This is a genomic window from Pusillimonas sp. SM2304 (assembly GCF_031628915.1).
Lineage (GTDB): Bacteria > Pseudomonadota > Gammaproteobacteria > Burkholderiales > Burkholderiaceae_B > Pusillimonas_C.
Genome location: NZ_JAVLUJ010000002.1, coordinates 653,639 through 678,737 on the forward strand (window position 1 = coordinate 653,639; position 25,099 = coordinate 678,737).

Here is a 25,099-nt window from a genome sequence, read left to right on the forward strand (position 1 = left end):
CATTACTTCATTTATTGCACTGCAGATTCAGGTGTGCACAGCAATACCGCCTCTCCACCGGTATTCAATTTCACCCATTTAAAGCCATAGCGGTATGGAACGCCCGATGCGCGTATTATCCGTGGAATTTCAATGATATCGTCCCATATGTGATAGACGCAGATGGCCAGACGGGGGCGATCGCGCTTTATCGTATCGAGCGCGCCGGCGAGCGCCATGCGTTCAGCGCCCTCAATGTCCATCTTTATAAGATCAACGCGCTCGACCCTTTTCTGCCGGACGTAGTCGTCGAGCGTGATGGTTTCCACCTGTATTTCGCCGGAGCTGCCAAAGATCGACGTGGCGCCCTGGATGGTGGGGGCGTGAATATTGACGAAATCTCCGCTTTTATCGCTCAGCGCGAGTGAGCAGATATCGACCTTATCCGCAATGTTATTGGCATCAAGGTTGTAGCGCATCAACCTGAGGTTTTCTTCGAGGATTTCAAAGGCATGGACATGGCAATCGCCTTTGGCGGCTTGATGAAACAACACAGCGGTATCACCAACGAAAGCGCCGGCATCGATGATGGTGTCGCCGGGCTGGACGCGGCAGTCGCCATGCTGATATTGATCGTAAAGGAAATCATGAATGCCCAGCACCCACGGGTGAGTAAGGAGCTCGCCTTCATATCCCTGTGGCGCCAGCGCTAGCCGTTTATATGCCGCTCCGTGGAATTCTTGCGTTTCATAGGGATAATGCCAAATCCTTTTAATATCCGCGTCATATTCCGCATGCTCTTCTTTCGGCACGCGGTCAATCTTGGCCCAGCGTTTTGCAAGCCAGAGAATGAGCCGTTCCTGATCGGCTTCCGGTAGCTGCTTGTACAGGAGATCGGAGATTTCTGAAAACTGTGGCGCAAAGCGCTGTTTCATGGCTTCCAGACGCTCCAGCTCTTCTGTCGAAAGGAGGGTGATTGTGCGCTCAAGGTCGTGTTCGAGAAGGCTTTGTGTCATGGGCCGGGTGTATTCAATGAGTGGATGTATGCCAGAAGGGTGTTGTCGCTTATAGCAATGCTTCGATCATATCCGGGGAAAAAACGGGAATTCCCAAATGGCGCGCTACCTTGCTCCGCTCCTGAAATGAGTCATCAATAAAGATGGCGTTTTCCTGGTCGATGTAGCTTGCTTTCGGCGTGCCGTCGGTAATATGGACGATGTGATCGAACAGAGCCTGCAGGCGGGCCTTGCAAAGGATTTTAGGCAGATCGCCCGCGTGGCGGGTCAGCAGCGTGATGGTGCAGCCCATGTCGATGGCTTGATACAGGAACGCTATCAGAAGATGATTGACCTTCCCTTTCAACAATATGCAGTCATCCAGATCAACATAGACATGCCGATAGTCCAGGTCGATGCGATAGCGGTTCTCCAGCGCGCGGTCCAGTTCAATATGGTAGCGATTGGCCTCTATGGCCACTGGCCACTCGAAGGCGTCGAACGCGCTGAGCAGGGGAAGATTGACGCCCATGCCCCGATGCAGGGCAGAGGACCCAGCGAAGCGGGTGGCGACTTCAAGCAGCCTGGGCTGACCTTTGTCATCCAGTTTGGCCTGAAAGAACCAGGCCCCGCGTGGCCGCAAGCGGCGATTGATGGTCGCCGCCCAATCAGCGAAAACGTCGGAGAAATCGTCGCTTGGCGACGTCCTTACACTAATGCCGTTGCTGATTCGATTACGTCCGCGGGCCGCATGAAAATGCAGCTTTCCATGACGATCCGAGAAGCAGTCGATGGTCCATTCTTTACCTGGCAGATATTCCAGGATCAGCATGGTTCGGTCAGTTTGCTGCGCCAACAGAGCCATTGCCATGGCTTCATCGTCGGCGCGCGCGGCGTGACGCGAGCCATAGCCGCGGTCGGGCTTGATGAATACCGGATAGGCTCGAACAGTTTCCAGATTCGGGTAAAGCCGAGGCAGGGGAACCAGGCCGTCCAGCATGCCGTAAATGGCGCTTTTCGAGGCGCAAGCACGGGTTGTTTCCGGAGAGCTTCCGACCACGCACACAGCCAACTGCGTCGCCAGATCCTGCAGGGTTTCGGCCACGGCGTCCATAGTCGGGTAGATGGCGTCGATCTTGTGTTCGCGTATGATCTGGGCCATGTTCCCGGCGAAATCGGGGCTGTCATGGAAAGGCAGATCGCCCAGATATTCTTCATAGACAAAGCGTCCATGGTCTTCCACGCTGGATCCACCCACAAGGTCGAAATGCATGGAATAGCGCAGTGCCCGATGAATTTCCAGGCCGATTTCCGAACCGCAAGGGAAAACCAGAATGCGTTTGCTCATTTGACGGTCTGCCGGACGATACCGATCAGCCTTTCCTGTGCCTCTATGGGCAAGGTCGGGTAAATGGGCAGGCAGATGACCTGCTCTGCCAGGGCGCTGGCGTTGGGTAGCGACTTGCCGGCGGCGCTGGGCAGCCCCCGATACATCGGAAAGGAACTGATAAGTGGATAGAAATAGCGCCTGGCGTGGATGTTTTGCGATTTCAGCCGTTCGTACAGCTCGTCCCGGCTGACAGGGTGCTCTGGACGGACGAAGAGGGGACAGTACGCATGGTTCCATTCCAAGTCGGCGGGTACCTGCTGCAGGCGCAGGCTCGGGATGTCCTTGAAGGCGTCCAGGTAACGCTGGTACATGATGGTGCGGGTGTTCAAGGCTGCATCGATGTGCCTGAGCTGCAGCAGCCCCATGGCAGCGCTGATTTCGTTCATCTTACCGTTGATCCCCGGAGCCACCACGGTGACCTCGTCGGCAAACCCGAAGTTTTTCAGATGGTCAATGCGCTGTTTGATCTTGGCATCGGGGCAGACAATGGCGCCGCCCTCGAAGGTATTGAACACTTTGGTAGCATGAAAGCTCAGGACGGCAAGGTCGCCATGATTCAGGATGCTTTCACCGCGCTGCCTGACGCCGAATGCATGAGCTGCGTCATAAATGACCTTGAGGCCGTAGGTGTCCGCGACCTGCTGAATGCGCTCGACATTGCAGGGAATTCCATAGCAGTGCACGGGCAATATGGCGGTCGTCGCTGGAGTGATGGCTTCCTCTACCCGCTCGGGATCCAGATTGCAGGTATCGGGATCGACATCGACAAACACCGGCTTGATGTTGTTCCACAACAGGGAATGGGCGGTAGCGACGAAAGTATATGGCGTGGTGATGACTTCGCCACTGATGCGCAGTGCCTGCAAGGCAGTGAGCAAGGCGAGTGTACCGTTGGCAAACAGACTCAGATGCTTGACACCCAGATAGGCCGCCAGCTCTTTTTCTAGTTGTTCGTGGAACGGGCCGCTGTTGGTGATGCGTTTGCTTGCCCATATTTGTTCAAGATAGGGAAGGAACTCTTCCAGGGGCGGCAGATGCGGCTCGGTGACGAAAATAGGTTGCTGGGGGTTCATGGTGTTGATGTAAGGTCGCACAAATCTGAAATGAGCTCATCCATTGAGAATCGTTATCATCATCAGGTTTTGACTGTCTCACAGGTCATGTGTAGTCGATGTTACATATTGCCATGCAAAATAGTTAAATGATGGGTTGATTAAGAGGGATATTTGGGCGCTGAGCCAGACATCGTCTGATCTATTGAGCAGTTATGCTTTGCTCTCGCTACCTGCGCCGCCGGCGCCTAGTGTGTAGGTTTCATGCGGGGTGGCCGCCGCTAGGCGTGATGGGTGTGCAGAAAATATGCATGACATGACGACGGCAAAACGCAAATAAGAGAGTATTTAATGATGGATGTAGCTTCTTCCATAGATTTTCAGCCCAAAGTTACAGTTGCTATTCCGGCTTATAAGGCTACCTTTCTGGGCGATGCGCTACAGAGTCTTCTCGATCAGGATTTCACTGATTACGAAATTGTCATTTGTGATGATTGTCCCAATGATTCAGTTAAGAAAATCATTGATCCATTTTTGATCGAATTGGGCGAGTCGAAAGTTCGCTACTATAAAAACGAAAAAAGGCTATGGGGAGGCGGCAGCTTATCAAGGTGTATAGACCTGGCTCGCGGTGAATATATAAAACCATTGTTTGATGATGATCTTTTGCTCCCTGGCTGTTTAAAGGTGTTCTCTGCGGTGCTAGATCGACACCCTGACGTTTCATTGGTTTCTTCGCGACGTTACCTTGTTGATGAGAATGGAGAGCGCCTTCCCGATTTTATAGCTAATGTCATGCCGTTTGATGAAGACGCATGTGTGCATGGAAAGGATTTGGCATCTTTCCTGGGCGATACGACATTGAATTTTATCGGTGAGCCGTCTACGGTAATGTTTCGTCTTGAACAAATCCGGTCTGAAGTGGGCGCGTTGTTTCATTTAGGAGGGCAGCATATTGCCTGGGTAGGCGACTTGGCCATGCATGCCAAATTGCTGCGCAGAGGCCATTTGGCCATGCTGCACGATGCTTATTCATGTTTCAGGATTTCCACCGAACAATTTAGTCATCAAGGACGTGTTTCGCCGGGTGTCGGAGAAAAAGGACATGCAGACTTCAGGAGGATGATTCGCGAATTGGGGTGGTATCGCTCTGATAATAATCATATGGTCAGGGTGAAACCATTAGCGAATAATAAACATAAGGGTTTTGAGTCCATAGCACTGCTTGAGCGTATTAGGAGAAAATATCATGCTCAAGGTTCAATTAAATCGCAGCCAAAATGGGGTGTCCCGGAATGGCTAGTTGATCGTGCGCCGTCGGCCTCCCGTATCCTGGCTATCCAGACGATGCTGAGGGCCAATCCGGATGCCGGAACGCTGGGGGCGGTTGTAATTGTGCCCGATGGCACCGACATGCAGGCTATAAGCAACACGCTGCAAAGCCTTGGTGCGCAGCACCGCCCCCTTGACGGTGTCTGGTTAATCGGCAGCACAATTCCTGCTGATGTTGCCGGCAAGGGGATTGAGCTCTTGCAGATGGATGCCCCCTGGGCGCTAGTATTGTCGGACCGAATTGCGCAGGGCGATATACCTGATTTTCTGTGGATTCTATTTGCGGGTGAGCAACTGCTGCCGCATGCCGCGCTGACGATGGGTGAGTATCGTCTGCGCAAGTCTGATCCCTTGGTCTGGTATGCAGACGAGGCTGGATCAAGCGCTGGGACAATCGTCAATCCCATGCTTAAACCCGATTTCAACCTTGACCTGCTGCGCAGCTATCCGTACGTGGGGCGTAGCCTCGTGGTTAGCACGGCGGCTGTACAGGCAGTTGGTGGGTTGAGTGTGGATTGCGGTGATTTGGCGCCGGTGGATTTCATATGGAAATTGGTTGAGCAGGCCGGTCCACCTGTTGTGGGCCATGTCCCTGAGGTTCTTTTTCATAGTGCCCAACCTTTAATGGATTGGGTTTGCGATAAACAGGTTGCGAAGCAGTCCCGTTGCGCGACGGAGATGCATTTAGCACGCCTTGGCGTCGCCGCGACCCTGAGCCAGGGGGCAAAGGCTGGATTGTGGAGCATTCGTTACGAGTTGCCTGCCAAGCCTCTAGTTTCCATCATCATCCCTACGCGTAATCACTTTCCTATACTTCAAAAATGTATAGAAAGCTTGATGGAAATAACGCAATACACCCAGTATGAGCTGCTGATAGTCGATAACAACAGTACTGACGCGGACGCTTGCAAGTTCTTGAGCGAATTGGAGGCTTTGGGAAGCGATCAGATAAAGGTCCTGCGTTGGCCGGAGGCATTCAATTTTTCAAAGATCAACAACTTCGCGGCACAATATGCGCGTGGCGGCGTATTGTTGTTCTTGAATAATGATATAGAGGTCATCGACCCGGAATGGCTTACTGTCATGCTGAGCCATACGCTAAGGCCAGAAGTGGGTATTGTGGGTGCACGTCTGGATTACCCCGATGGCCGCGTCCAGCATGCGGGCTTGACTTTGGGCATGGAAAATAGCGTGGGTTTTGCCTTTCAAGGCAAACCTGGTGGTTCGCAGGGGTATATGAGTCGTTTGCAGGTTACGCAGAACGTCAGTGCCGTGACGGGCGCCTGCATGATGATGCGTCGAGACGTCTTTGATGAGCTTCAGGGCTTTGATGAAGAATCATTCTCCATCTACTACGGCGATGTTGATTTAGCCTTGCGAGCACGGCAAGCGGGCTTCCTGACTGTTTGGACGCCCGAAGCACGCCTCGTTCATATGGGAGGGGCCACACGCTTGCTGACAGAGAGATTCGGCGTGGCGGCACTGCCCGACGACGCTGATCGAGACCGTTTGTATGCAAAGTGGCTGCCGCAACTGGCTTCCGACCCGGCTTACCATCCTGCATACGGGAAAAAGGCGCCCGGCTTCGATTTGAGCCCGGACGCGGCGCGTATCCAGATTCCATTGCCAGGCCGCCCTTTACCTGTGGTGTTGGCCTCGCACTCCGACTGGCACGGTTGCGGGCATTATCGAGTGATTCAGCCCTATCAAGCGTTGGAAAGCGCCTTGCGGGTAGAAGGCGGCCTCAAGTTTCATGATTTTCATTTTACGGACGTCGCCCGTATTGCGCCGGATGTGATCGTGCTGCAGGGGGCCTGGGCAAACGAAGGCGTCTTGAAACAGATAGCGCGTTACCAGGAAGCGGCAGGTGCCAAGGTGGTGTTGGAGTTTGACGATTACGTACCCAACATTCCTGTGCAGAGCATTTATCGCAAGCAGATTCCGCAAAGCGCTATTGCCAAGATTCGGCGGGCGATGGAAAAGGTAGACTGGCTGGTCGTGTCGACCTCTGTCCTGGCCGAAGAGTATGCGCCCTACCATCATGATATTCGGGTTGCCCACAACGGTCTGTATGCCCCTTGGTGGAAAGGGCTCTCGTCAGTGCGCAGGGCAGGCAAGAAGCCGCGCGTCGGTTGGGCGGGGGGCAGCAGCCATACAGGCGACCTGGCGGTTATTCAGGCTTTGGTTAAAGACATGCAGGACGAAGTCGAGTGGGTATTCATGGGTATGCAGCCTGTAGGGGTGGCTTGTGAGTTTCACCCAGGCGTGCCTATCGAGCAGTATCCGCAAGCATTGGCTGGCCTGAATCTTGACTTGGCCGTGGTGCCGCTGGAAATCAATCAGTTCAATCGAAGCAAGAGCAATCTGCGTTTGCTGGAGTTGGGCGCTTGCGGGGTGCCGGTAATTTGCACCGACATTGAACCTTACCGCTGCGGCTTGCCGGTTACGCGTGTACGCAACCGCTATCAGGACTGGGCCGAGGCCGTTCGGGCGCATCTGTCCGACCTTGATGCCGCCGCTCGGGTCGGTGACGAGCTGCATGCAGCGGTTCTGCGCGACTGGATGCTGGAAGGCGACAATTTGGATCAATGGACGCAGGCCTGGTTGCCGAAGGCGTAGACATGCAAAAAGGCGGTATCCCATGAAAACGGGATACCGCCTGTAATACTGCTTATAAGCCCCTTCAGGGGCTTATAGACCGTCAGCGAATTAACGCAGCAGCGACAGAACAGTTTGTGGCACTTGGTTGGCTTGAGCCAGAACCGAGGTACCTGCTTGCTGCAGAATCTGCGCGCGAGTCATGTTCGACACTTCCACCGCGTAATCGGCGTCTTCAATGCGCGAACGCGAAGCCGACAGGTTGGTGATGGTGTTGTTCAGGTTGGAAATGGTCGATTCGAAACGGTTTTGAATCACACCCAGATCGCTACGGGCAGCGTCGACTGTTTGCAGAGCCGTATCGATAAGACCGATGGCAGCGGTTGCATTGGCGAAGCCCGAAACACTGATGGCGGCAGCGCCACCGGAGATCAGCGTGGCGACAGTAGCGTCAACCGTGCTGATTTCGATAACGTCGTTGGAGGTGGCATTGGCGCCAACTTGGATGCTCAGCGTGCCCGAAGCGTTAAGCAGCTTGGTGCCGTTGAATTCTGCACCGCCGGCGATACGGTCGATTTCTTCCAGACGTGCGTCGATTTCGTCTTGGATCGATTGGCGGTCAGTGGTTTGGTTGGTGTCGTTAGCGGCTTGAACGGCCAACTCGCGGATACGCTGCAAGTTGTTGTTGATTTCGTTCAGGTTGCCTTCAGCCGTTTGAGCCAGCGAGATGCCGTCGTTGGCGTTGCGGGCAGCTTGGGTCAGGCCGCGGACTTGTGCGGTCATGCGGTTGGCAATGGCTTGGCCGGCAGCGTCGTCTTTGGCGCTGTTGATGCGCAGGCCGGAAGACAGGCGCTCGATGGCGGTGCCCAGAGCCGATTGGGATTTGTTCAGGTTGTTCTGGGAAACCAGAGCAAGGTAGTTGGTGTTAATAACAGCCATGGATAACTCCTAAATGGATATAAGTACGGCGAATCTGGCTCCGCCTGGTTGCCAAGAAGTAACAAGCCTGTTCTGTGGGCGGTACTGCTGGATTTCGCCTTAAAGCACAGCCGGTTGCTCCCTGTTCATAGGCATTAACGGCTAGGGGTAGGGGAACTTTAGGGGTGGCTGAGTTTTTTTTGGGGACGGCCTTAGGGCGCCAAGGCTGTTTGATTTCCATGGCAATGGACAAGACTAGGCATGCTCAAGCGGTTGAACTTGTTTAGCGATAAGTTTGGCCACTTTGGCCTCGGTGATCTTCAGATCGTAGGCCTGCTGCAGATTTAGCCAAGAGGCTGCATCGCCGCCGAAATAAGCGGCCAGACGCAGTGCGGTATCAGGGGTGATACCACGGCGTTCGCGAACAATTTCGTTCATGCGTGTGGCGGGAACGTGCAGTTATCAATTTTATGCCGTTTAACGCTTAACGTTAAACGGAAAACATGCCGCACTGCTATCCATGTCATCTTTTGGTAAAGAAAGACACCTGCTGCACGCATTGGCCGAGATCACAAGAAAAGGCCGGAGCGGCCATCGGTGCATTTTTTTTACGAAAAAATATTCAGTAAATAGTCAGATTTTGTTCAGCTTATTGTAAAGTAAAGCCATCCAAAACCGGAGGCTTATCATGCGTGATTGTTTTCACAGCTGGTTCAGGCGTGGCGCGGGTGCGGCGGCACTGTCTTTAACGGTGGGGTTGGCCGGAGGCTTGTTGCCAACCGGTGCCTTGGCAGCCGATCAGCCGCCGCTGGAGCTTGATGTGCCCTATGTGCCGACGCGAACGGAAGTGGTGTCGCGCATGCTGCAGATGGCGCAGGTGGGGCAATCGGACTTTTTGGTGGATCTGGGTTCGGGCGATGGCCGTATTCCGGTGGCGGCGGTGCGGGACTTTGGCGCAAAGGGCGCTTTTGGGGTCGACATCAATCCGGAAAGAGTGGGCGAGGCACAGGCCAATGCCAAGCAGGCCGGCGTGTCGGACCGGGTGGAGTTCAAGGTTCAGGATCTGTTCAAAACGGATTTTTCCCAAGCCACGGTACTGAGCATGTATTTGCTGCCCGACGTCAATCTGAAGCTGCGGCCGACGATTCTGGACTTGGCGCCGGGCACGCGGGTGGTTTCCCATGATTTCAGCATGGGGGACTGGGAAAGCGACGATTTCGATCAGGTCGGCAATAGCCGTGTTTATTTGTGGATCGTGCCGGCCAAGGTGGACGGCGCGTGGCAGCTCACTGGGCCGGACGGCGAGTTTGCGCTGGATCTGAAGCAGGCATTTCAGAAGCTGGAGGGCCAGGCAGACGAGCAGGGCGCCGTGAGCGGCGCGCTGCGCGGGGCCGATATCCGTTTCGACGTTGACCGCGGCAACGGCACGCAGCGCTATGTGGGGCGTGTGCAGGGCGATACGATGGTGGCCGTGGAAGCGCCGGGGGCCGTGCAGGGCTGGCGCGCCACGCGGCGCTGACAAGGATGACAGCCATGTCACGTTCCGCGGGAGGCTTGTCGGTACTGGACGCGGTCGCCATGCTGGTGGGTGTGGTCATCGGGATCGGGATCTTCGGTTTCCCGCCCCTGGTGGCGCAGCAATCGCACTCGCCCGCCATGTATATGGGCCTGTGGCTCGCCGGCGGCCTGGTCATGCTGGTGGGGGCTTTGTGCTATGCCGAGCTGGGCAGCGCGTATCCCGATTCAGGCGGCGAATATCATTTTCTGGTCAGGGCCTGGGGGCCGTCGGTGGGTGTGCTGTTTGCCTGGGCGCGCGGCACCGTGATCCAAACAGGGTCGATCGCCGCGGTGGCTTTCATTTATGGGGATTACGCCCAGATACTGTGGCCGCTGGGGCGCTATGGCCCGGCCTTGCATGGCGCAATGGCTGTCATTGCGCTCACGGCATTGAATGTGCTGGGCACCTTGCAATCCAAGCGCCTGCAGTTATTGCTGACGGGCGCCACGATTGCCGCCTTGCTGATCACCAGCATCACCGGCTTGACGCTGGCTGGTTCGGCTCAGGCCGCGACCGCGCAGATTGCCGAGGGCCCCTCGGGCGGCCTGGCGGCTGCGCTTGGGCTTGGGATGGTGTTTGTGCTGCTGACTTATGGGGGCTGGAACGAAGCGGCTTATCTGTCCGGCGAGTTGCGCAATCCGGAAAGGAATATGAGCCGGGTGCTGCTGGTCGGAACGGTGGTGGTGACGTCGGTCTACGTGATCGTCAATTTGGCTTACCTGCAGATTTTTGGGCTGGAAGGCCTGCGCGCCACGCAAGCGGTGGGGGCCGACTTGATGGGGCTGGTTGCCGGGCCGTGGGCCGCTGTGCTGCTGAGCCTGCTGGTGTGCTGCACGGCCTTGGGTACGATCAATGGCAGTATTTTTACGGGTGCGCGCGTGTATTACGCCTTAGGGCGCGATGTGCCGGCCCTGCAAGGCCTGGGCGCCTGGAGCGTGCGCGGCGCAACGCCTGCCCGGGCGTTGCTGTTGCAGGGGGCGATCACCCTGGTCCTGATTCTGTTCGGCGCCGTCACCCAGGGCGGTGTCCAGGCCATGGTGGCTTACACCGCCCCCGTGTTCTGGCTGTTCATGCTGCTTAGCGCCACCGCCTTGATCGTGCTGCGCCAACGCGACAAAGATAGGGCCAGGCCTTTCCGGGTGCCGCTGTATCCGCTGACGCCTGTTTTGTTCGCGGCAAGCTGCCTGGCACTGTGCTGGTCCAGCGTGCAGTATGCGGGGGTCGGTTCGCTGCTTGGGCTGGCCGTGCTGGCCGCTGGGTTGCCGCTGCTGTGGCTGCAGCGGCGCGTACAGAATGCCTGATACGCAAGACGCCTACGCGGGGCGCGCGGCCAGGCGCCGCGCTATTCGCCTGGCGCCTGGCGCTATTTCCCCGTGTTCAGCACATCGATGGACAACCTTAGGTTGCCGGCTTCGTGAGCCAGGGCGTGTACCGAGCTGCCCAGGTCCTGGACCAGCGCGGCATTCTGGTTGGTGGCGTCGTCTATCTGGGCGATGGCCTGGTTGATTTGCTCGAGCCCGCTGGACTGGTCGGTGGAGGCCGTGGAAATCTCGGATACGATCTGCGTGACGCGGCTGACCGACTCCACGATTTCAGTCATGGTCTGCAGGGCTTGTTCGGCTTGCCGGGAACCTACGTCGACCCGGTTGACGGATTCATCGATGAGTATCTTGATGTCTTTGGCCGCTGCGGCGCTTTTTTGCGCCAGGCTGCGCACTTCGCCGGCCACCACGGCAAAGCCGCGGCCGGCATCGCCCGCACGGGCCGATTCAACCGCCGCATTCAGGGCCAGGATATTGGTCTGAAAGGCGATTTCCTCTATAAGCAGGACAATATCGCCAATCTTGCGGGAGCTGTCTTGTATGCCCTGCATGGTGGCAGCGACTTCGCTGACGGCGGCGCCGCCCCGCTGCGCGGTTTGCATGCTGGTGTCGGCAAGCTGGCTGGCCAGGCGCGCGTTATCGGCGTTCTGCCTGACGGTGATGGTGATCTCTTCCATGCTGGAAGCGGTTTGCTGCAGCGAAGCCGCCTGATCGTCGGTACGCGCCGATAAGCGGGTGTTGCTGGCTTCCAGCGTCTGGGCGGTGCGCGTGGTGGACGAAGCGCCGGCATGAACGTCCGATACGATGCTGACCAGGCTCTTGCGCATGGTGTCCAGATAGAAGTGCAGCCGGCCGACTTCGCTGCGCTGATCCGCGTCGATGTCGATCTGCAGATTGCCTGCCGCGACTTGCTGAATGATGCGGGACGCGGCATCCAGGGGTTCGGTGATGCGCCGGACAGTCACCCAGCCGTAGGCCAGGTTGGCCGCAAGTGCTGCGGCAATCCCCGTGAGCATCCATCCCAGCCAGGCTTCGGGCACGCCGCCGGTGGCCGCAAACCATAGCGGCACGGCGAGCGTGGCCAGGAACACGGCCGCAATGCGCAGCATGCTGGCCCCCAGGGTATTGCGCAAGGGCAGGGCGGCAAGGTCCAGCAGCCGGCGCCAGCCAGCGCGTACGCGCTGGCCGTGCCGCACGGTATACCCGCCGGCCAGCCCGCCATTCATATCGTGATAGAAATCCTGCGCCGCATCGATCTGTTCCTGCGTTGCCTTGACCCGCACCGAGGCATAGCCGGTGATTTCGCCATGTTCATACACCGGTGTGGCATTGGCCAGCACCCAATAAAAACCGCCATCTTTGCGCCGATTCTTGACGACGCCCAGCCATGGCTTGCCCGCTTGCAGCGTATCCCATAGATCCTGGAACACATCGGGCGGCATATCGGGATGGCGCACCACATTGTGCGGCTTGCCGATAAGTTCTTCGCGCGTGAACCCGCTGACATCAATGAAGGCAGGATTGACGTAGGTGATGATGCCTTTCTTGTTGGTCTTGGAAATCAGGTACTGATCTGGGCGTACGACGGTTTCGACGTCAATGACGGGAAAATTCTTGCGCATGCGAGCCCCCTTTTAGCAGCTTAATGTTATAAAAAGTATCTTTTTGCTAAGCATAAACTAGATTGCCCGCAGCGGCTGTCGTTTTGGGGCGACGACTGAAAATTCAGCCGCTGCGTAGTTCTCCGCTCAAAAAAAACCGGCCCCATGTTTGGGGCCGGCTGACGCCGGGTTAGCGGCGTTATCGCGTCAGTCTGTTCAAGGTCAGTACAGCACGCTGGGCAGCCACAGGCCGATGCCCGGGAACACATACAGCAGTACGATGGCGATGATCTGTATGCCCATGAACGGCAGCATCCCCGCGAAGATCTGATTCAGCGTGACGTGCGGTGGAGCGACTCCCTTCAGATAGAAGGCCGACATGGCAACCGGTGGCGACAAGAAGGCCGTTTGCAGGTTCAGCGCAACCAGCAGACCGAAGAACAGCGGGTCGATCTGGTAGTGGGCCAGCAGCGGCAGGAAGATGGGCATGAAAATCACGATGATTTCCGTCCATTCCAGCGGCCATCCCAGCAAGAAAATAACGATCTGCGCCAGGATCATGAACTGCACCGGGGTCAGATTCATGCCCAGCACCCAGTTATTGATGATCTCTTGGCCGCCCAGCAGCGCAAAGGCCGCCGAGAAGATGCTGGATCCCACGAACAGCCAGCACACCATGGCGCTGGTCTTGGCTGCCAGGTAGACCGACTCCTTCAACATGGGGATGTTCAGCCGCCGGTAGGCCAGCGCCAGCAGCAAGCCGCCGAACGAACCCATGGCCGCCGCTTCCGACGGTGTTGCAAAGCCGAAAACGATACTGCCCAGCACCGCCAGGATCATGATGGCCAGCGGGAAGAACGAACTGAGCAGCATCTTGAAGACTTCAAGGCGTGCAAAGGTCAGGATGGTATAGAAGAGCAGCAGCAGTACCGCGCCTATGGCCAGCGTGATCCAGAATCCCATGGGGGCGTCAAGGCGGGATGCCGCTTCGGCCGCTTCTTCTTCGGCAGGAGCCGCGTCAGCCCCCAGCGCCGGAGCGCCTTCGGGTTCGGCCAGGGTGGCGGAGCCTTCGGGTTCGGCCAGGCCGCCCGAGAACTGGCTGCTGTCATAATCCGCCGAAAAACCCATTTGAACCAGGCCGCTTTGCTGTTCAGGCGCGGGTTCGGTCACGATCTCGTAAGTCAGCGCCATGGCGGCGGCGAAGACCAGCGCGGGCAGCAGCGCAATGACCATGTGGTTCAGCAAGGTGCGCATGGGCACATTGGCGTTGCGCTTGCCTTTCATGGCGCCGAGCAGGCCGGGGATGACGCGGTTGCTGATCGTGTTCTTGATGGTTTCGGCGAACTCGGGCAGCGTGACGCGGCGTTCTTCCTCGGACAGCGGCGGGGCGGATTTGGGACTGACCTTGGCCACGATCATGATGTACACCACGTACAGCAGTGCCAGCATGATGCCGGGGAAGAAGGCGCCGGCATACAGCTTGACGACGGAAACCCCCGCTACGGCGCCATAGACGATCAGCAGCACCGACGGCGGGATCATGATGCCCAGGCAGCCGCCCGCGGTAATGGAGCCGGCTGTCAGCCGGATGCTGTAGCCGGCCTTGAGCATGGCCGGCATGGCCAGCAAGCCCATCAGGGTAACCACCGCGCCCACGATACCGGTTGCCGTGGCAAAGACGGCGCAGGTGAACACCGTGGCGACCGCCAGCGAACCCGGCACGCGAGCCATGGCCAAATGCATGCTTCGGAACAGTTTTTCAATGAGGTTGGCGCGTTCGACCAGGTAGCCCATGAAAATGAACAGCGGCACGGCAATCAGCACGTCGTTGGTCATGACGGCATAGGTGCGCAACACCATCAGGTCGAGTGTTTGCTCGATGGCGATTTGCGGCCCCATGCCCCGGTAAGCCAGGTAGGTGAACATGACCCCCATGCCCATGAGGGTAAAGGCGGTGGGAAAGCCCAGCATGATGGTGACCACGATCAGTCCCAGCATCAGCAAGCCCAGGTGGCCGTTGGTGATGTCGGCCGGCGAGGGCATCAGCACAATCAGTCCGATGACCACGGCCACGAGTATAGAGAGGCCGAACCATATTTCTTTTCTCATGGTTGCTTCCCCTTTTCCTGCTCGATGACGATGCTGTCGAGCGCATTGATTTCTTCGGTATCCACGTGCACCATATCTTTGAGTTTGTCCACATCGACTTCTTCGACGTCTGCATCACGCTTGGTCCAGTAACCTTGTTTCAGGCACTGGATGCAATAGACCACTTCGACAAAGCCCTGGAACAGCAAGGTAATGCCGGCCAGGGGAATGATGGCCTTGAAGGGATAGATGGGGGGGCCGTCGGCCGTGATGGTGGAATGTTCGTTGATCATCCAGGATTCAGAGGCGTAGTTGTAGCCCGCCCAAGCCAGCGCGATGACGCCCGGAAAGAAAAACAGGATGTACAAGGTCAGGTCCAGGCCGGCTTGCAGGCGCGGCGGAAAGAAGCCGTAGAGCACGTCGCCGCGGACGTGGCCGTTCTTGGACAAGGTATAGGCGCCCGCCATCATGAATAGCGCGCCGTACATCATGTTCATGGCATCGAAGGCCCACGAGTGCGGAGCGCCCAACGCATAGCGCGAGAACACCTCGTAGGTCACGAACAGTGTCAGCGCCATCACAAACCAGCCGAACAGCTGCCCGACCCAGGTATTGATCCGGTCGATGGTCAGTAAAAATTTTTGCATGGTAAATAGCCTGCATAGGGAGAAAACGGCAGGGGCGCGCAAGCGTGGTGCACAGGCGCCCCTGCGTTGCCGATTTAAAAACACCACCCGTACTGCTGGGTGGTATTGTTGGTGGAGCTATCGGCTTAGCTCTTCTGGGCGGCTTTGCGGTAGTGGTTGTAGGCCATGCGCCGATTGTTGTTGGTGTCCATGTCCCAGGCCACCGCGCGGGCGGCGAAGGCGCGTTGCGATTCTTCGATCTTCTTGAACATGGGATTGGTCTTGCCCTTTTCGGCAACAATCTTGTCCCAGACCACCAGTTGCTCTTGCAGGATGGCATCGGGCGTTTTGTAGAACTTGACGCCGTCTTCCTGCAGCTTGATGTAGTCTTGCGAATAGCGATCGACCGCTTTCCAGGACATGTCGGCCGATGACGCCTCGACGGCGTTGGCAATGATGGCCTTCATCTTGTCGGGCAAGCCGTTGTACTTGTCTTTGTTGAAGATGATTTCGAAGGTTTCCGACGATTGGTGGAAGCTTTGCAGCATGCACACCTTGGATACGTCGGGGAAGCCCAGCAGGCGGTCGGACGAAGCATTGTTGAACTCGGCGCCGTCGAGCAGGCCGCGGTCAAGCGCCGGAACGATTTCACCGCCGGGCAGGGCATTCACAGCCGCGCCCATGGCGGTGAACAGGTCAATGGCCAAGCCATTGGTGCGGAACTTCAGGCCTTTCAGGTCTTCCGTTTTTGTAATCGGTTTCTTGAACCAGCCAAACGCCTGCGTAGGCATGGGGCCGCTCAGGAAGGTGACCACGTTGCCGCCGATTTCGCTATACAGTTCGTCCAGCATTTCTTTGCCGCCGCCGTATTTGTGCCAAGCCAGCACCATGTTGGCGTCCATGCCGAAGGCGGGGCCCGAGGAATACAGCGCCAGGGCGTTTTGTTTGCCGTAGTTGTAGCCCAGCACGCCATGGCCGCCGTCGAGCGTGCCTTTGGACACGGCGTCGAGCAGGGCGAAGGCGGGTACGACCGCGCCGGCCGGCAAGACTTCGATCTTGAGTTCGCCGCCCGTCATGTCGTTGATCTTTTTGGCGAAATCCAGTGCGTATTCGTGGAAGATATCAACCGTTGGCCAGGTGCTCTGGAAACGGAAATTGACCGGGGTTTGCGCGCTGACGATGGCGGGAAAACCCATGCCGACCACGGCTGCGGTGCCGGCTGCGGCCCCCCCTAGAAACTGGCGGCGCGAAGATTTAGGCTGGACGGATTTGACGTCCACTTTTGCACTACTTTTCATCTGTGTCTCCTGGCTTTATATGACTACGTATTGTCGATTGCAACAAAGTACAAACTCTTAACTGCCGTTGCTTTTATAGGCGATACGCATACGCGCGTCAACAATTTGTATACCAGGAAAATTCCTGCCTTTCACGTCATGGTGCGCAGTTTTATAATGAGGTAGAACAAGCTTTCATGCGCCTTTCAAAGCCATTTAAGGTCAGCATGGTTTAGGCTTAAATTACTTTTGGCTGGGTTCTGAGCAGGGTTATCACGTAGTAATTTCTGTGCGTTTTCTGTTCAGCCCGGGCGCTTGTCCCCCCCATTTTTGCTTCAAATGAAATCCGGTTCAGCGGACCCGGACGGTATCGACCTCGATTTCGGGTGGCCGGCGCTTGCCGGTATCGACCTCGCCCAGGAGTTCGACTTTTGTTTTGGCGTCGATCGCCTGGGGCGGGAAGTCGTCATCATCGATTTCAACGACGATTTCGCCCGTACCGTCTGAAAAAATATACTTTTCGTCGCCGATTTTGCGCAGCAGATGGCCAGTCAGCCTGACGTTCTGGTCGTCAACCGGCTTTTCCAGAATAGCGGCCACTGTCGGGGTGCCGGCCGCTTCAGAGGGCCCTACGTACTGTGCGTGGGCGGGCAGGGCGAATACGCCGGCGATCATGGCGGCGGCCAGTGCGTGCCGTGGTTTGAAAGGAAGGTTCATGTGCGCTCCTGCGTTGATGGGTGATGATTAACCATAGCAGGAAACGGTTATTGTGGGTGTGCGCAGTCGCAACAAATCATACTTGGTAGATGACGTCGTTTTCGCTTTCCCCTTCGTCGTGGAAGGCGCCGCTGACCGCCCAGCGCCCCCATTCAGTGACGATGTTGTCAGGCGTGCCGTTGACAATGTAGCCAATGCAGGGCTTGTCGTCCATTTCGGCGCCGGTTTCTATTTGCGTAATGAAGACCAGGCGGCCGCTGCGTGCGGAGTAAATGCCGGGAGAGCGGATCGCGTCGATGGGCTTGATCATAAGGTTGTCCTTGCCAATAGGCGGGACCGTGGCATGCAACCCATGGCCCCGCTGACAAGATTGTGATCCTGTTTGATGTGTCTGAAAACGTTGAAAAACACAACTATTGCAAAGATGGCCGGCATGGGTGTCAATAAATGCAAATTTGTGTGCGCACCCTGAACGGGAAAGACAGCAAGCCGCAGAAGTGGTGTGAAGGTAAAAAGCAATTGCTTACATAATGGGCGCCTGTCGATTACGGGTTTTGGCGTCCTGAAACGTCTTAGTTATAGAAGAGAGGCAGGTACGCCTTGGCGGTGGCCTGTCTTCTTGCTTCATGCCCATTTACTTCCTTGGATTTGCAATGTCCCTTTCCATCAAGTCTGGTTTTCATCTTGTCTCATTGGCTGCGGCCGCCTTCATGCTGGGCGGGTGCCACACTGCCGCGGTGCAGCCCCGTGCGGCGGCCGCTCCGCAGGCGTATGCTTCGGTCGCCGCCTCGCCCGTGCTGCGCCAGGATGCCTTCAAGGGTATCTATGAAGTGGCGGTTTCCGCGGATGCGGCCTCGGTGTTCGTGGCGACCATCAATGATTTTGACAAGCAGAATGGCGGCTTTATCCAGCGGCTCGATGCGCGCAGCTTGCAGCGGCTGCAAACCATTCAGGTCCCGCATCGCTCGTTTGCCCTGGGCTTGAACCGGGTGACCAGTACGCTGTATGTGGGCAATACGCTGGACGGCTCACTGTCCATCGTGGACGCGGCCAGCGGCATGAGCAAGGGCGTGATACAGCTTGCGGTTCCCGTCAAGAATGACAAGGGCGAGGAGTCGATGCCGCATACCCGCAAGGTGATCGTCGACGAGCAGCACAACCGGGTCTTCGTGACCAGCCCGGGCCAGCCTGGGCTGATCTGGATTGTGGATGGGGCGACCAACACGCTCACCCACACCATAAAGAGCGATGGCATCTGGACGGCAGGCGCCGCCTATGACGCGCAGGCCAATCGCCTTTATGTGAGTCAGGGCGGTGTCAATGAAATTCTGGCCATTGACCCGGATGCGGGCCAGGTGGTGGGCCGCTTCAGCACGGGCGACACCACGGACGCCAGGGATTCAAGGCATTTCTTCATCAATCTGGCGATCGATGTGAAAGGGCAAAGGCTGTTCTCCACCGACGCCAATACCAATCAGGTCTATGTGTTCGACATTGCCAGCGGCAAGCAGATCAAGACTGTGCCGATCGGCGCCGGCGCTTTGGATGTGGTGTACAACGCGCAGCGCAATGAAATCATCGCCACGCACAGAGGCGTATCGCGCGAGCAGCCCAACGGCAGCGGCGGACTGAGCGTTATCGACGGCGCTACCTATCAGGTCAAGCGCAGCATCGATCTGCCTGTGCATCCCAACAGCCTGGCGCTGTCGCCCGATGGCGACACCCTGTACGTAACGGTCAAGGCGCCGCACGGCGACACCCATCCGGCGTGGCGCAAAGATGCGCTGGACAGCGTGGTGCGTATCGATTTGCGCTAAGGAGATGGGTTGAACTGGCACGCTTTCGGCTTATACGGCTGGCGGATCTGTTTCCCGCGCAGGGTGGCGGTGCTGTCCAAGGGCTTTGATGAATGCGGCCAGCCCGCTTTTGTCGGGGCCGTCTGCAATGACCATGCCCTTGTCCTGCGGGTCGATCGGTATGCCCGCCTGTTCGATCAGGCGAACGCCTGCGCCGATCGCCATCACCGGTTTCCCGTGTCTGAATGGGTCGCGCAGGTATTCCAGCGCCTGCCCGTCCTTGCAGAGCGCGTCGATCGCATCATCTCCATCGGGCACGACGATCGCGTCAAACAAAGACGATGGACTATTCGCAAATGAGGCATCGGCATCGATGTGCGTTTCGCCATCGGTAGGTATCAGGCCAATATGTGGACCGACCAGCCGCACGACAGCGCCTTGGGCGATCAATGCTTTGGCGATCTGGCCGACCGTTGCCGCACTGACACCATCGGCCACCATCAACGCAACTTTACGTGTGCGTATGCCTCCGTTGCCTGGCCTTGCGGTCAAGGATAAAAACTCCGAGCGTGTGACTTCCGGCTTGATTGCCTTCGCCTTAGGAAGGGGCTCGGGCAGTGTGGGCATGCCCAGGTTGGTTGCGACAGCGCTGGCTAATGCTCCGGAAACGTTGCCCAGCATCGCCACGGTGCGCTGGCGGATGCCAGGCACGGTTACCTTGCTCAGTTCGAACGAGAACGCATCGATGATGTGGCGTTGCTCATGCTCGGTCTGGCTCTCGTAGAACAGACTGGCCTGGTTGTAGTGCTCTGCGAATTTCTCGGGCTTGCCGCGCAGCTCCTCGCCCGCAATGGGTTCGGGAAACGGTATGTAGCCTGCTGCCCCGGCCTGGAACGGACAGCCGCCGGCCAGGGAGTTAGGTTCGTAGGCGACACGGCCGCGGTGAAGGGCCTGGCGATGCATGCCATCGCGCTGGTTGTTATGAATGGGGGCGACTGGCGCATTGATAGGGATTTCGTGGAAGTTGGGCCCTCCCAGGCGCGATAACTGAGTATCTACATAGGAGTGAATTCTGCCGGCCAGCAGGGGATCGTTCGTAAAATCAATGCCGGGAACGACGTGCGCGGTACAGAAGGCGACCTGCTCGGTCTCGGCAAAGAAGTTGTCCGGATTCCGGTTAAGTACCATGCGGCCGATCGGGGTGACCGGCACCAGCTCTTCGGGGATCAGTTTGGTGGCATCCAGCACATCGAAGCTGAATTGCTCGGCCTGCGCTTCATCGAAGACTTGTACGCCCAGTTCCCACTCTGGGTATTCGCCTGCCTCTATCGCTTCCCATAGATCGCGGCGGTGGTAATCCGGGTCGGCGCCGGATATCTTGACGGCTTCATCCCATACATGGGAGTGTGTGCCCAACAGGGGGGTCCAGTGGAATTTGACGAATTTGGATTCGCCTTGCGCGTTGACGAAACGAAAGGTATGAACGCCAAAGCCCTGCATCATGCGGTAGCTTCTGGGAATGCCGCGATCAGACATCACCCAGGTAACCGTATGGATGGACTCGGGCATAAGGGAGATGAAATCCCAAAAAGTATCGTGCGCGGAGGCAGCCTGCGGCATACCGTGATGGGGCTCGGGCTTTACAGCGTGTACCAGATCGGGGAACTTCATGGCGTCCTGGATGAAGAACACCGGAATGTTGTTGCCCACGAGATCCCAGTTGCCTTGGTCGGTGTAAAACTTGACGGCAAAGCCGCGCACGTCCCGGGCGGTGTCCTTGGACCCGCGCTCGCCTGCGACGGTCGAGAACCTTACAAAGACGGGCGTCTGTTTGCCGGCTTCGGCAAAGGGCGACGCACAGGTCAGCTCTGTCAAGGCTTCGTAGCATTCAAAATAACCGTGAGCGGCGGAACCGCGAGCGTGCACAATACGCTCTGGAATCCGCTCATGGTCGAAGTGAGTGATTTTTTCGCGAAGGATAAAGTCTTTCAGCAGCGCAGGGCCGCGCAGGCCGGCCTTGAGCGAACTCTGATTATCGGCAACCGGCACGCCCTGATTGGTCGTCATGGCTTGGCCGCTATTATCAGCCCGTACTCGAGGAAGGCCGCCATCTGCGGCATTGACGCCGGCGGCTGCCTTTGCGCCGGTTTTTCCGGATATGTTCTTTTCGGACAAGGTGCTTGCCGAGGCTGACTCATCTGCAGGCTTGGACGTCTGCCCGGCGAGGGGGGCAGACGATGCATCGCCATATTCAGCGGCCTTATTGGCATTCTCTGGCAGGCTGTCTACCAAATCGCCAACCGCACGGGCTTGTTTCAGGGCGGGGTGCTTGGATTCAGTTGCCGGAGGCAGTGCCGGGCCGCTATCCGAATTGAAATAAGCGGTATCGACCGCGGCTTGTTCCTGGGTCTTGGACTGCTTGCGTTTGCCTGTTGCCATGACTGGCTCCTTGAGCGTTGAGATTAGGACATCGGGACGGGGTACTCCAAGAGATAAAGGAAAAATTGTTTTGGTTTGCTTTAGTGCGTGAAGGTCATGGTATCCCTTTCCCGCCAAAAAAAGCTCACCAAGCGTAACAGCGATGCCAACCGTCACGCTGGGTGGCGGACCGTCGGCAGTTTGGCCCGGAGCACAAGCAGCCCGGGCAGGGTCAGCGCCGCAAACCCGGCCCCGGCCAGGAAGGTGGTCTGGTAGCCCCCTATATCCCACAGGCCTCCAGCAATTACACTCGCCAGCAGCAGGGCCAGGCCGGTCAGCAGGTTGAACATGCCGAACGCTGTGCCGCGCAGTTCGGCCGGCGCGCTGTCGGCAATCAATGCCGCGAATATCCCTTGCGTGAACCCCATGTGCAGACCCCACAGCACGACCCCGGCCGTCAGCCCGCCCAGTCCTGGGGCAAAGGCCAGGACAAGGTCGGCGGCCACCAGCAAAATCAAGCCGGTGCCCAGGACGGCCATCCGGCCAACGCGATCAGACAGCGCGCCGGCCGGATAGGCCGACAGCGAGAACGCCAGGCCCATGACCACCAGGACGGCAGGAGTCCACATGGGCGCCAGCCCGGCGGCCTGCCCGCGCAGGATCAGGAATGCTTCGCTAAAGCGCGCCAGGGTGAAGATCGTGCCGACGCCCACGACCCACCAATAGGCCGGCCCAAGGCGTGCAAGTTCACGCCGGCTCAAGGGCGCGCGCACCCGCCGTGGCGCCTGCGCGTGCTTGGGGTCGCGCACGAACAGCAGCAGGACGCCGATGGACAAGAAGGCCGGTATCACCGCGATCCAGAACACGGTCTGGAAGTGGTTCGCTGTCAGCCACATCAGTCCGATGGCCAGCAGCGGCCCCAGGAACGCACCGAAAGTATCCAGTGTCTGGCGCAGGCCGAAGGCTGCGCCCCGCAGCGGGGCAGGGGTAATGTCCGCGACCAGCGCATCGCGCGGCGCGCCGCGTATGCCTTTGCCGACACGGTCGATGAAACGAGCGCCTGTCAGCCAATCCAGCGTCATCGCCAGCGGAAAGATGGGCTTGGTCAGCGCCGCCAGCCCGTATCCCAGCGCGGCCAGCAGCTTGCGCTTGCCCAGCCGGTCGCTCAACGCGCCGGAAAACACCTTGGTGATCGAGGCCGTGGCTTCGGCAATGCCTTCGATCAGGCCCACGGCCAGTACCGACGTGCCCAGCACCGTCACCATGTAGATCGGCAGCAGCGCATGGATCATCTCGGACGAGATATCCATCAGCATGGAGACGAAACCCAGCGCCCAGATGCCGCCGGGGATAGCGCGCCAGCCCGTGCCGTGCCTGGTGCCGGCCGGTGAATCGCCCGCTGCCGTTGTGGTCGAGCCTTGCTCAGCGGTTTTCATCATGCGCCTCGAAGACCTGCCTGGCATAGGCATCGAGCAGGGCTTCGCAGCCTTCAAGCCGCTGCGCCGCTTCTTCGGCAAGGGCGGCTCCGTAGAAATCGAGCTTGCGGATCTTGGCGAACCAGCCCTGCAGCTTCTTCAGGTCGGTGTCTTCTTCCTCGAGCTCCGCATACGTGAATTTCTGGATCGCGACCTCTTTGGCGATCTCGGCTTCGAAATCGGCGCAGCGTCCAAGGAACTCGCGATATTGATCGTCACGATCCGCCTTGAAGCGGGCGACCACCTTTTCCTCTTGGGCGCGGTCCAGGGCGACGGTCTCCAGGATGACGCAGTCGCCCCCCATCTTGGCGATGTCGTTCTCCATCATTTTCAAGCGGCGTGCGTGGTCTTCGGTCTTGGGCAGCAGGCACACGCCGTTCTGCAGATAGACGGCCCCCATGCCCTTGATGCGGCGCCATAACGCGATACGTTTCGTGGTGGGTTCCGACGGCACTTTATAGGTAAGGAGAAGCCAATTCAGGGCTTGCATGATGCGCTCTTTAGTTCATTTGTAATGAAACGATCGTTGCATTATATGTGTATGCGCGGTATCAAGTCCAGGCGGCTCGAAAGGCAGAGTATTCGGCCATTGCCCCATGTATATATGGTTGGCAGGCTGCATCAAACTCCAGTATTCTTGACCGTTCATCGACAGGGCGGGCATCGTCCGCCGTTTGAGTTGCATCGACCCAAACCCTAGGTCTAACAAGAATCAAAAGTCGGGGAAGGCATTGTGGAACATCACGCTTTTTCACAGGGACGGCCGGAGCGGCGTCTGTTTCAGCAGGTGTCAACCGACAACGTCGCGCCCGCCGCCCGTTTCGATTTCTGGGTCAGCGATGTCGTTCGAACCTTCAATGTCGGTTCTCCCGACGCGCAGCAGCGCAAGGATTTTCGGGCAAAGGTCACCTCGCTGGCCACCGCGACCGGCGAAATGCACTACACCGAATCGGATGGCTTGAATGTGCACTTGACGGCGCACACCATCCGGAATGCCCCGTTCGACGAGCTGGCTTTGATTCTCATGCTGGATGGACAGGCACACTGCGCCTATGATGGCGGCGAGGCGGCGACAATCACCAAGGGCGGTTTCTTCCTGCTGGACGGCTTGCATCCCACATCGCTGTACCTTTCCCGGCACGCATTCATCCAGCTCGATCTTTCCCGCTCTTTGCTTAAATCGGTGTTTCCGGGCGCGCTGCCCAAACCGGCGCAGATCAATGCTGCGCTCGCCAGTTCCCGTTTGGCCGGGCTGCTAAGCGACCATTTACAGCAGTTCCCCAGAATAGCGGAGGGGTTGGACCCTGGCGAGCAGCTCGCCTTGCTTGACGCGTCCGAGTCATTTGCGCTGTCCACGATAGAGGCTGCGTTCTCTAAGACACTGCAAGGAACAGAGCGATCGAGCGCGGGGTTGTTCGCGGCCGCGCAGCGCTACATCAGGCGTCATCTGACGGCCCCGGATCTTGGCCCGGACGCCGTCGCGGCAGCTATCGGTTGTTCGCGTTCCACGCTTTACCGGCTCTTTGACGGTCATGAGCTATCGGTACAGGGTTATATTCGCGAGCTTCGCCTCCAGCAGTTTTTTCGCCTTCTTCAGCAGGACACGCGTCATGTGCCCATTTATGCTCTGGCTCAGCGTTGTGGCCTTTATGATGTGCCCAATATCAATAGGCTGTTTCGCAAACGCTTTGGGCTAAGTCCGCGCGAGGCGCGCGCAGGGGAAAAGTGAACGGCCGCATGACGGCAGGCAGTCTGGTTTCCAGACGCCAGGCACGGTAAAAACAAGTCAAAAACCGCCTTGTGAAACGCAAGGATTTCATTTCTTGAACGCACTGATTATTTCTCTGCCCTTAAGATAATTACACTGTAACCAATAATATCTTTCTTGGCTTTCGGTCAGGTTAATGCACGCTGCCGGCTTGCAAACCGGCAACAGAGGAGGGGGCGTCATGCGAAG

The 25,099-nt window shown here is 57.8% G+C and carries 18 protein-coding genes and 1 pseudogene; 5 read left to right on the plus strand and 14 right to left on the minus strand.

All coding sequences use genetic code 11. The features are described from left to right. Window positions 1-11: 11 nt before the first annotated feature. From RE432_RS12080 to RE432_RS12090, 3 genes are read right to left on the minus strand one after another with little or no spacing between them, the layout of a single operon-like run. Window positions 12-995 carry an FkbM family methyltransferase gene (locus tag RE432_RS12080; protein WP_310933662.1) on the minus strand — a complete coding sequence of 328 codons (984 nt, stop codon included), beginning with the start codon at window positions 993-995 and terminating at the stop codon, window positions 12-14. A gap of 49 nt (window positions 996-1,044) precedes the next feature. Then, window positions 1,045-2,322, minus strand: coding sequence for an ATP-grasp domain-containing protein (locus tag RE432_RS12085; protein ID WP_310933663.1), 1,278 nt, complete (start codon window positions 2,320-2,322; stop codon window positions 1,045-1,047). Then, a complete protein-coding gene (locus RE432_RS12090) occupies window positions 2,319-3,437 on the minus strand; it encodes a DegT/DnrJ/EryC1/StrS family aminotransferase (protein WP_310933664.1) in 1,119 nt (372 codons plus the stop codon). The genes RE432_RS12085 and RE432_RS12090 overlap by 4 nt, the downstream gene beginning before the upstream one ends. Window positions 3,438-3,767: 330 nt before the next feature. Between RE432_RS12090 and RE432_RS12095 the strand changes: the two genes are divergently transcribed. After that, window positions 3,768-7,367: a glycosyltransferase gene (locus RE432_RS12095; RefSeq protein WP_310933665.1), complete on the plus strand. Its 3,600-nt coding sequence runs from the start codon at window positions 3,768-3,770 to the stop codon at window positions 7,365-7,367. Between the two features lie 90 nt (window positions 7,368-7,457). Here RE432_RS12095 and RE432_RS12100 read toward each other — a convergent pair whose 3' ends face one another. Together RE432_RS12100 and RE432_RS12105 are read right to left on the minus strand one after the other, a co-directional pair. Next, window positions 7,458-8,285, minus strand: a complete 828-nt coding sequence (locus RE432_RS12100) for a flagellin (protein WP_310933666.1) — start codon at window positions 8,283-8,285, stop codon at window positions 7,458-7,460. 234 nt (window positions 8,286-8,519) lie between these two features. After that, window positions 8,520-8,723 (minus strand): annotated as a pseudogene (locus RE432_RS12105) (HigA family addiction module antitoxin); the annotation flags it as partial. 229 nt (window positions 8,724-8,952) lie between these two features. Here RE432_RS12105 and RE432_RS12110 point away from each other — a divergent pair. Continuing rightward, window positions 8,953-9,783 (plus strand): class I SAM-dependent methyltransferase, encoded by an 831-nt coding sequence (locus RE432_RS12110; protein WP_310933667.1) that lies wholly within the window; start codon window positions 8,953-8,955, stop codon window positions 9,781-9,783. A 14-nt stretch (window positions 9,784-9,797) separates the two neighbouring features. After that, window positions 9,798-11,123, plus strand: a complete 1,326-nt coding sequence (locus tag RE432_RS12115; RefSeq protein ID WP_409079849.1) for an APC family permease — start codon at window positions 9,798-9,800, stop codon at window positions 11,121-11,123. Window positions 11,124-11,185: 62 nt separating this feature from the next. On the opposite strand, the gene RE432_RS12120 is transcribed toward RE432_RS12115, so the two are convergent. The 6 genes from RE432_RS12120 to RE432_RS12145 all read right to left on the minus strand — a co-directional run bounded on the left by RE432_RS12120 (window position 11,186) and on the right by RE432_RS12145 (window position 17,763). Further along, complete coding sequence (locus RE432_RS12120; RefSeq protein ID WP_310933669.1) at window positions 11,186-12,766, minus strand: methyl-accepting chemotaxis protein; 1,581 nt, start codon at window positions 12,764-12,766, stop codon at window positions 11,186-11,188. A gap of 201 nt (window positions 12,767-12,967) precedes the next feature. Further along, window positions 12,968-14,854: a TRAP transporter large permease subunit gene (locus RE432_RS12125; RefSeq protein WP_310933670.1), complete on the minus strand. Its 1,887-nt coding sequence runs from the start codon at window positions 14,852-14,854 to the stop codon at window positions 12,968-12,970. Then, a complete protein-coding gene (locus RE432_RS12130) occupies window positions 14,851-15,480 on the minus strand; it encodes a TRAP transporter small permease subunit (RefSeq protein ID WP_310933671.1) in 630 nt (209 codons plus the stop codon). The genes RE432_RS12125 and RE432_RS12130 overlap by 4 nt, the downstream gene beginning before the upstream one ends. Before the next feature lie 125 nt (window positions 15,481-15,605). Further along, the gene (locus RE432_RS12135; RefSeq protein ID WP_310933672.1) at window positions 15,606-16,757 is read right to left on the minus strand and encodes a TRAP transporter substrate-binding protein DctP; all 1,152 of its coding nucleotides are present in this window, start codon (window positions 16,755-16,757) and stop codon (window positions 15,606-15,608) included. Between the two features lie 330 nt (window positions 16,758-17,087). Continuing rightward, on the minus strand, window positions 17,088-17,453 hold the full coding sequence (locus RE432_RS12140; RefSeq protein ID WP_310933673.1) for a NirD/YgiW/YdeI family stress tolerance protein: 366 nt from the start codon (window positions 17,451-17,453) through the stop codon (window positions 17,088-17,090). Between the two features lie 76 nt (window positions 17,454-17,529). Beyond that, complete coding sequence (locus RE432_RS12145; RefSeq protein ID WP_310933674.1) at window positions 17,530-17,763, minus strand: hypothetical protein; 234 nt, start codon at window positions 17,761-17,763, stop codon at window positions 17,530-17,532. A 343-nt stretch (window positions 17,764-18,106) separates the two neighbouring features. Here RE432_RS12145 and RE432_RS12150 point away from each other — a divergent pair, with 343 nt between their 5' ends. Beyond that, window positions 18,107-19,270 carry a YncE family protein gene (locus RE432_RS12150; RefSeq protein WP_310933675.1) on the plus strand — a complete coding sequence of 388 codons (1,164 nt, stop codon included), beginning with the start codon at window positions 18,107-18,109 and terminating at the stop codon, window positions 19,268-19,270. A 30-nt stretch (window positions 19,271-19,300) separates the two neighbouring features. Here the strand turns inward: RE432_RS12150 and RE432_RS12155 are convergent, their stop codons facing one another. The 3 genes from RE432_RS12155 to RE432_RS12165 form a co-directional block, all read right to left on the minus strand. Beyond that, window positions 19,301-21,688 carry a catalase gene (locus RE432_RS12155; RefSeq protein WP_310933676.1) on the minus strand — a complete coding sequence of 796 codons (2,388 nt, stop codon included), beginning with the start codon at window positions 21,686-21,688 and terminating at the stop codon, window positions 19,301-19,303. A gap of 152 nt (window positions 21,689-21,840) precedes the next feature. Next, on the minus strand, window positions 21,841-23,106 hold the full coding sequence (locus RE432_RS12160) for an MFS transporter (RefSeq protein ID WP_409079850.1): 1,266 nt from the start codon (window positions 23,104-23,106) through the stop codon (window positions 21,841-21,843). Next, complete coding sequence (locus RE432_RS12165) at window positions 23,090-23,632, minus strand: Chromate resistance protein ChrB (RefSeq protein WP_310933677.1); 543 nt, start codon at window positions 23,630-23,632, stop codon at window positions 23,090-23,092. Before RE432_RS12165 ends, RE432_RS12160 begins: the two co-directional genes overlap by 17 nt. Window positions 23,633-23,875: 243 nt before the next feature. On the opposite strand from RE432_RS12165, the gene RE432_RS12170 reads away from it, so the two are divergent. Beyond that, complete coding sequence (locus tag RE432_RS12170; RefSeq protein ID WP_310933678.1) at window positions 23,876-24,871, plus strand: helix-turn-helix domain-containing protein; 996 nt, start codon at window positions 23,876-23,878, stop codon at window positions 24,869-24,871. The last annotated feature ends 228 nt before the right edge of the window (window positions 24,872-25,099 follow it).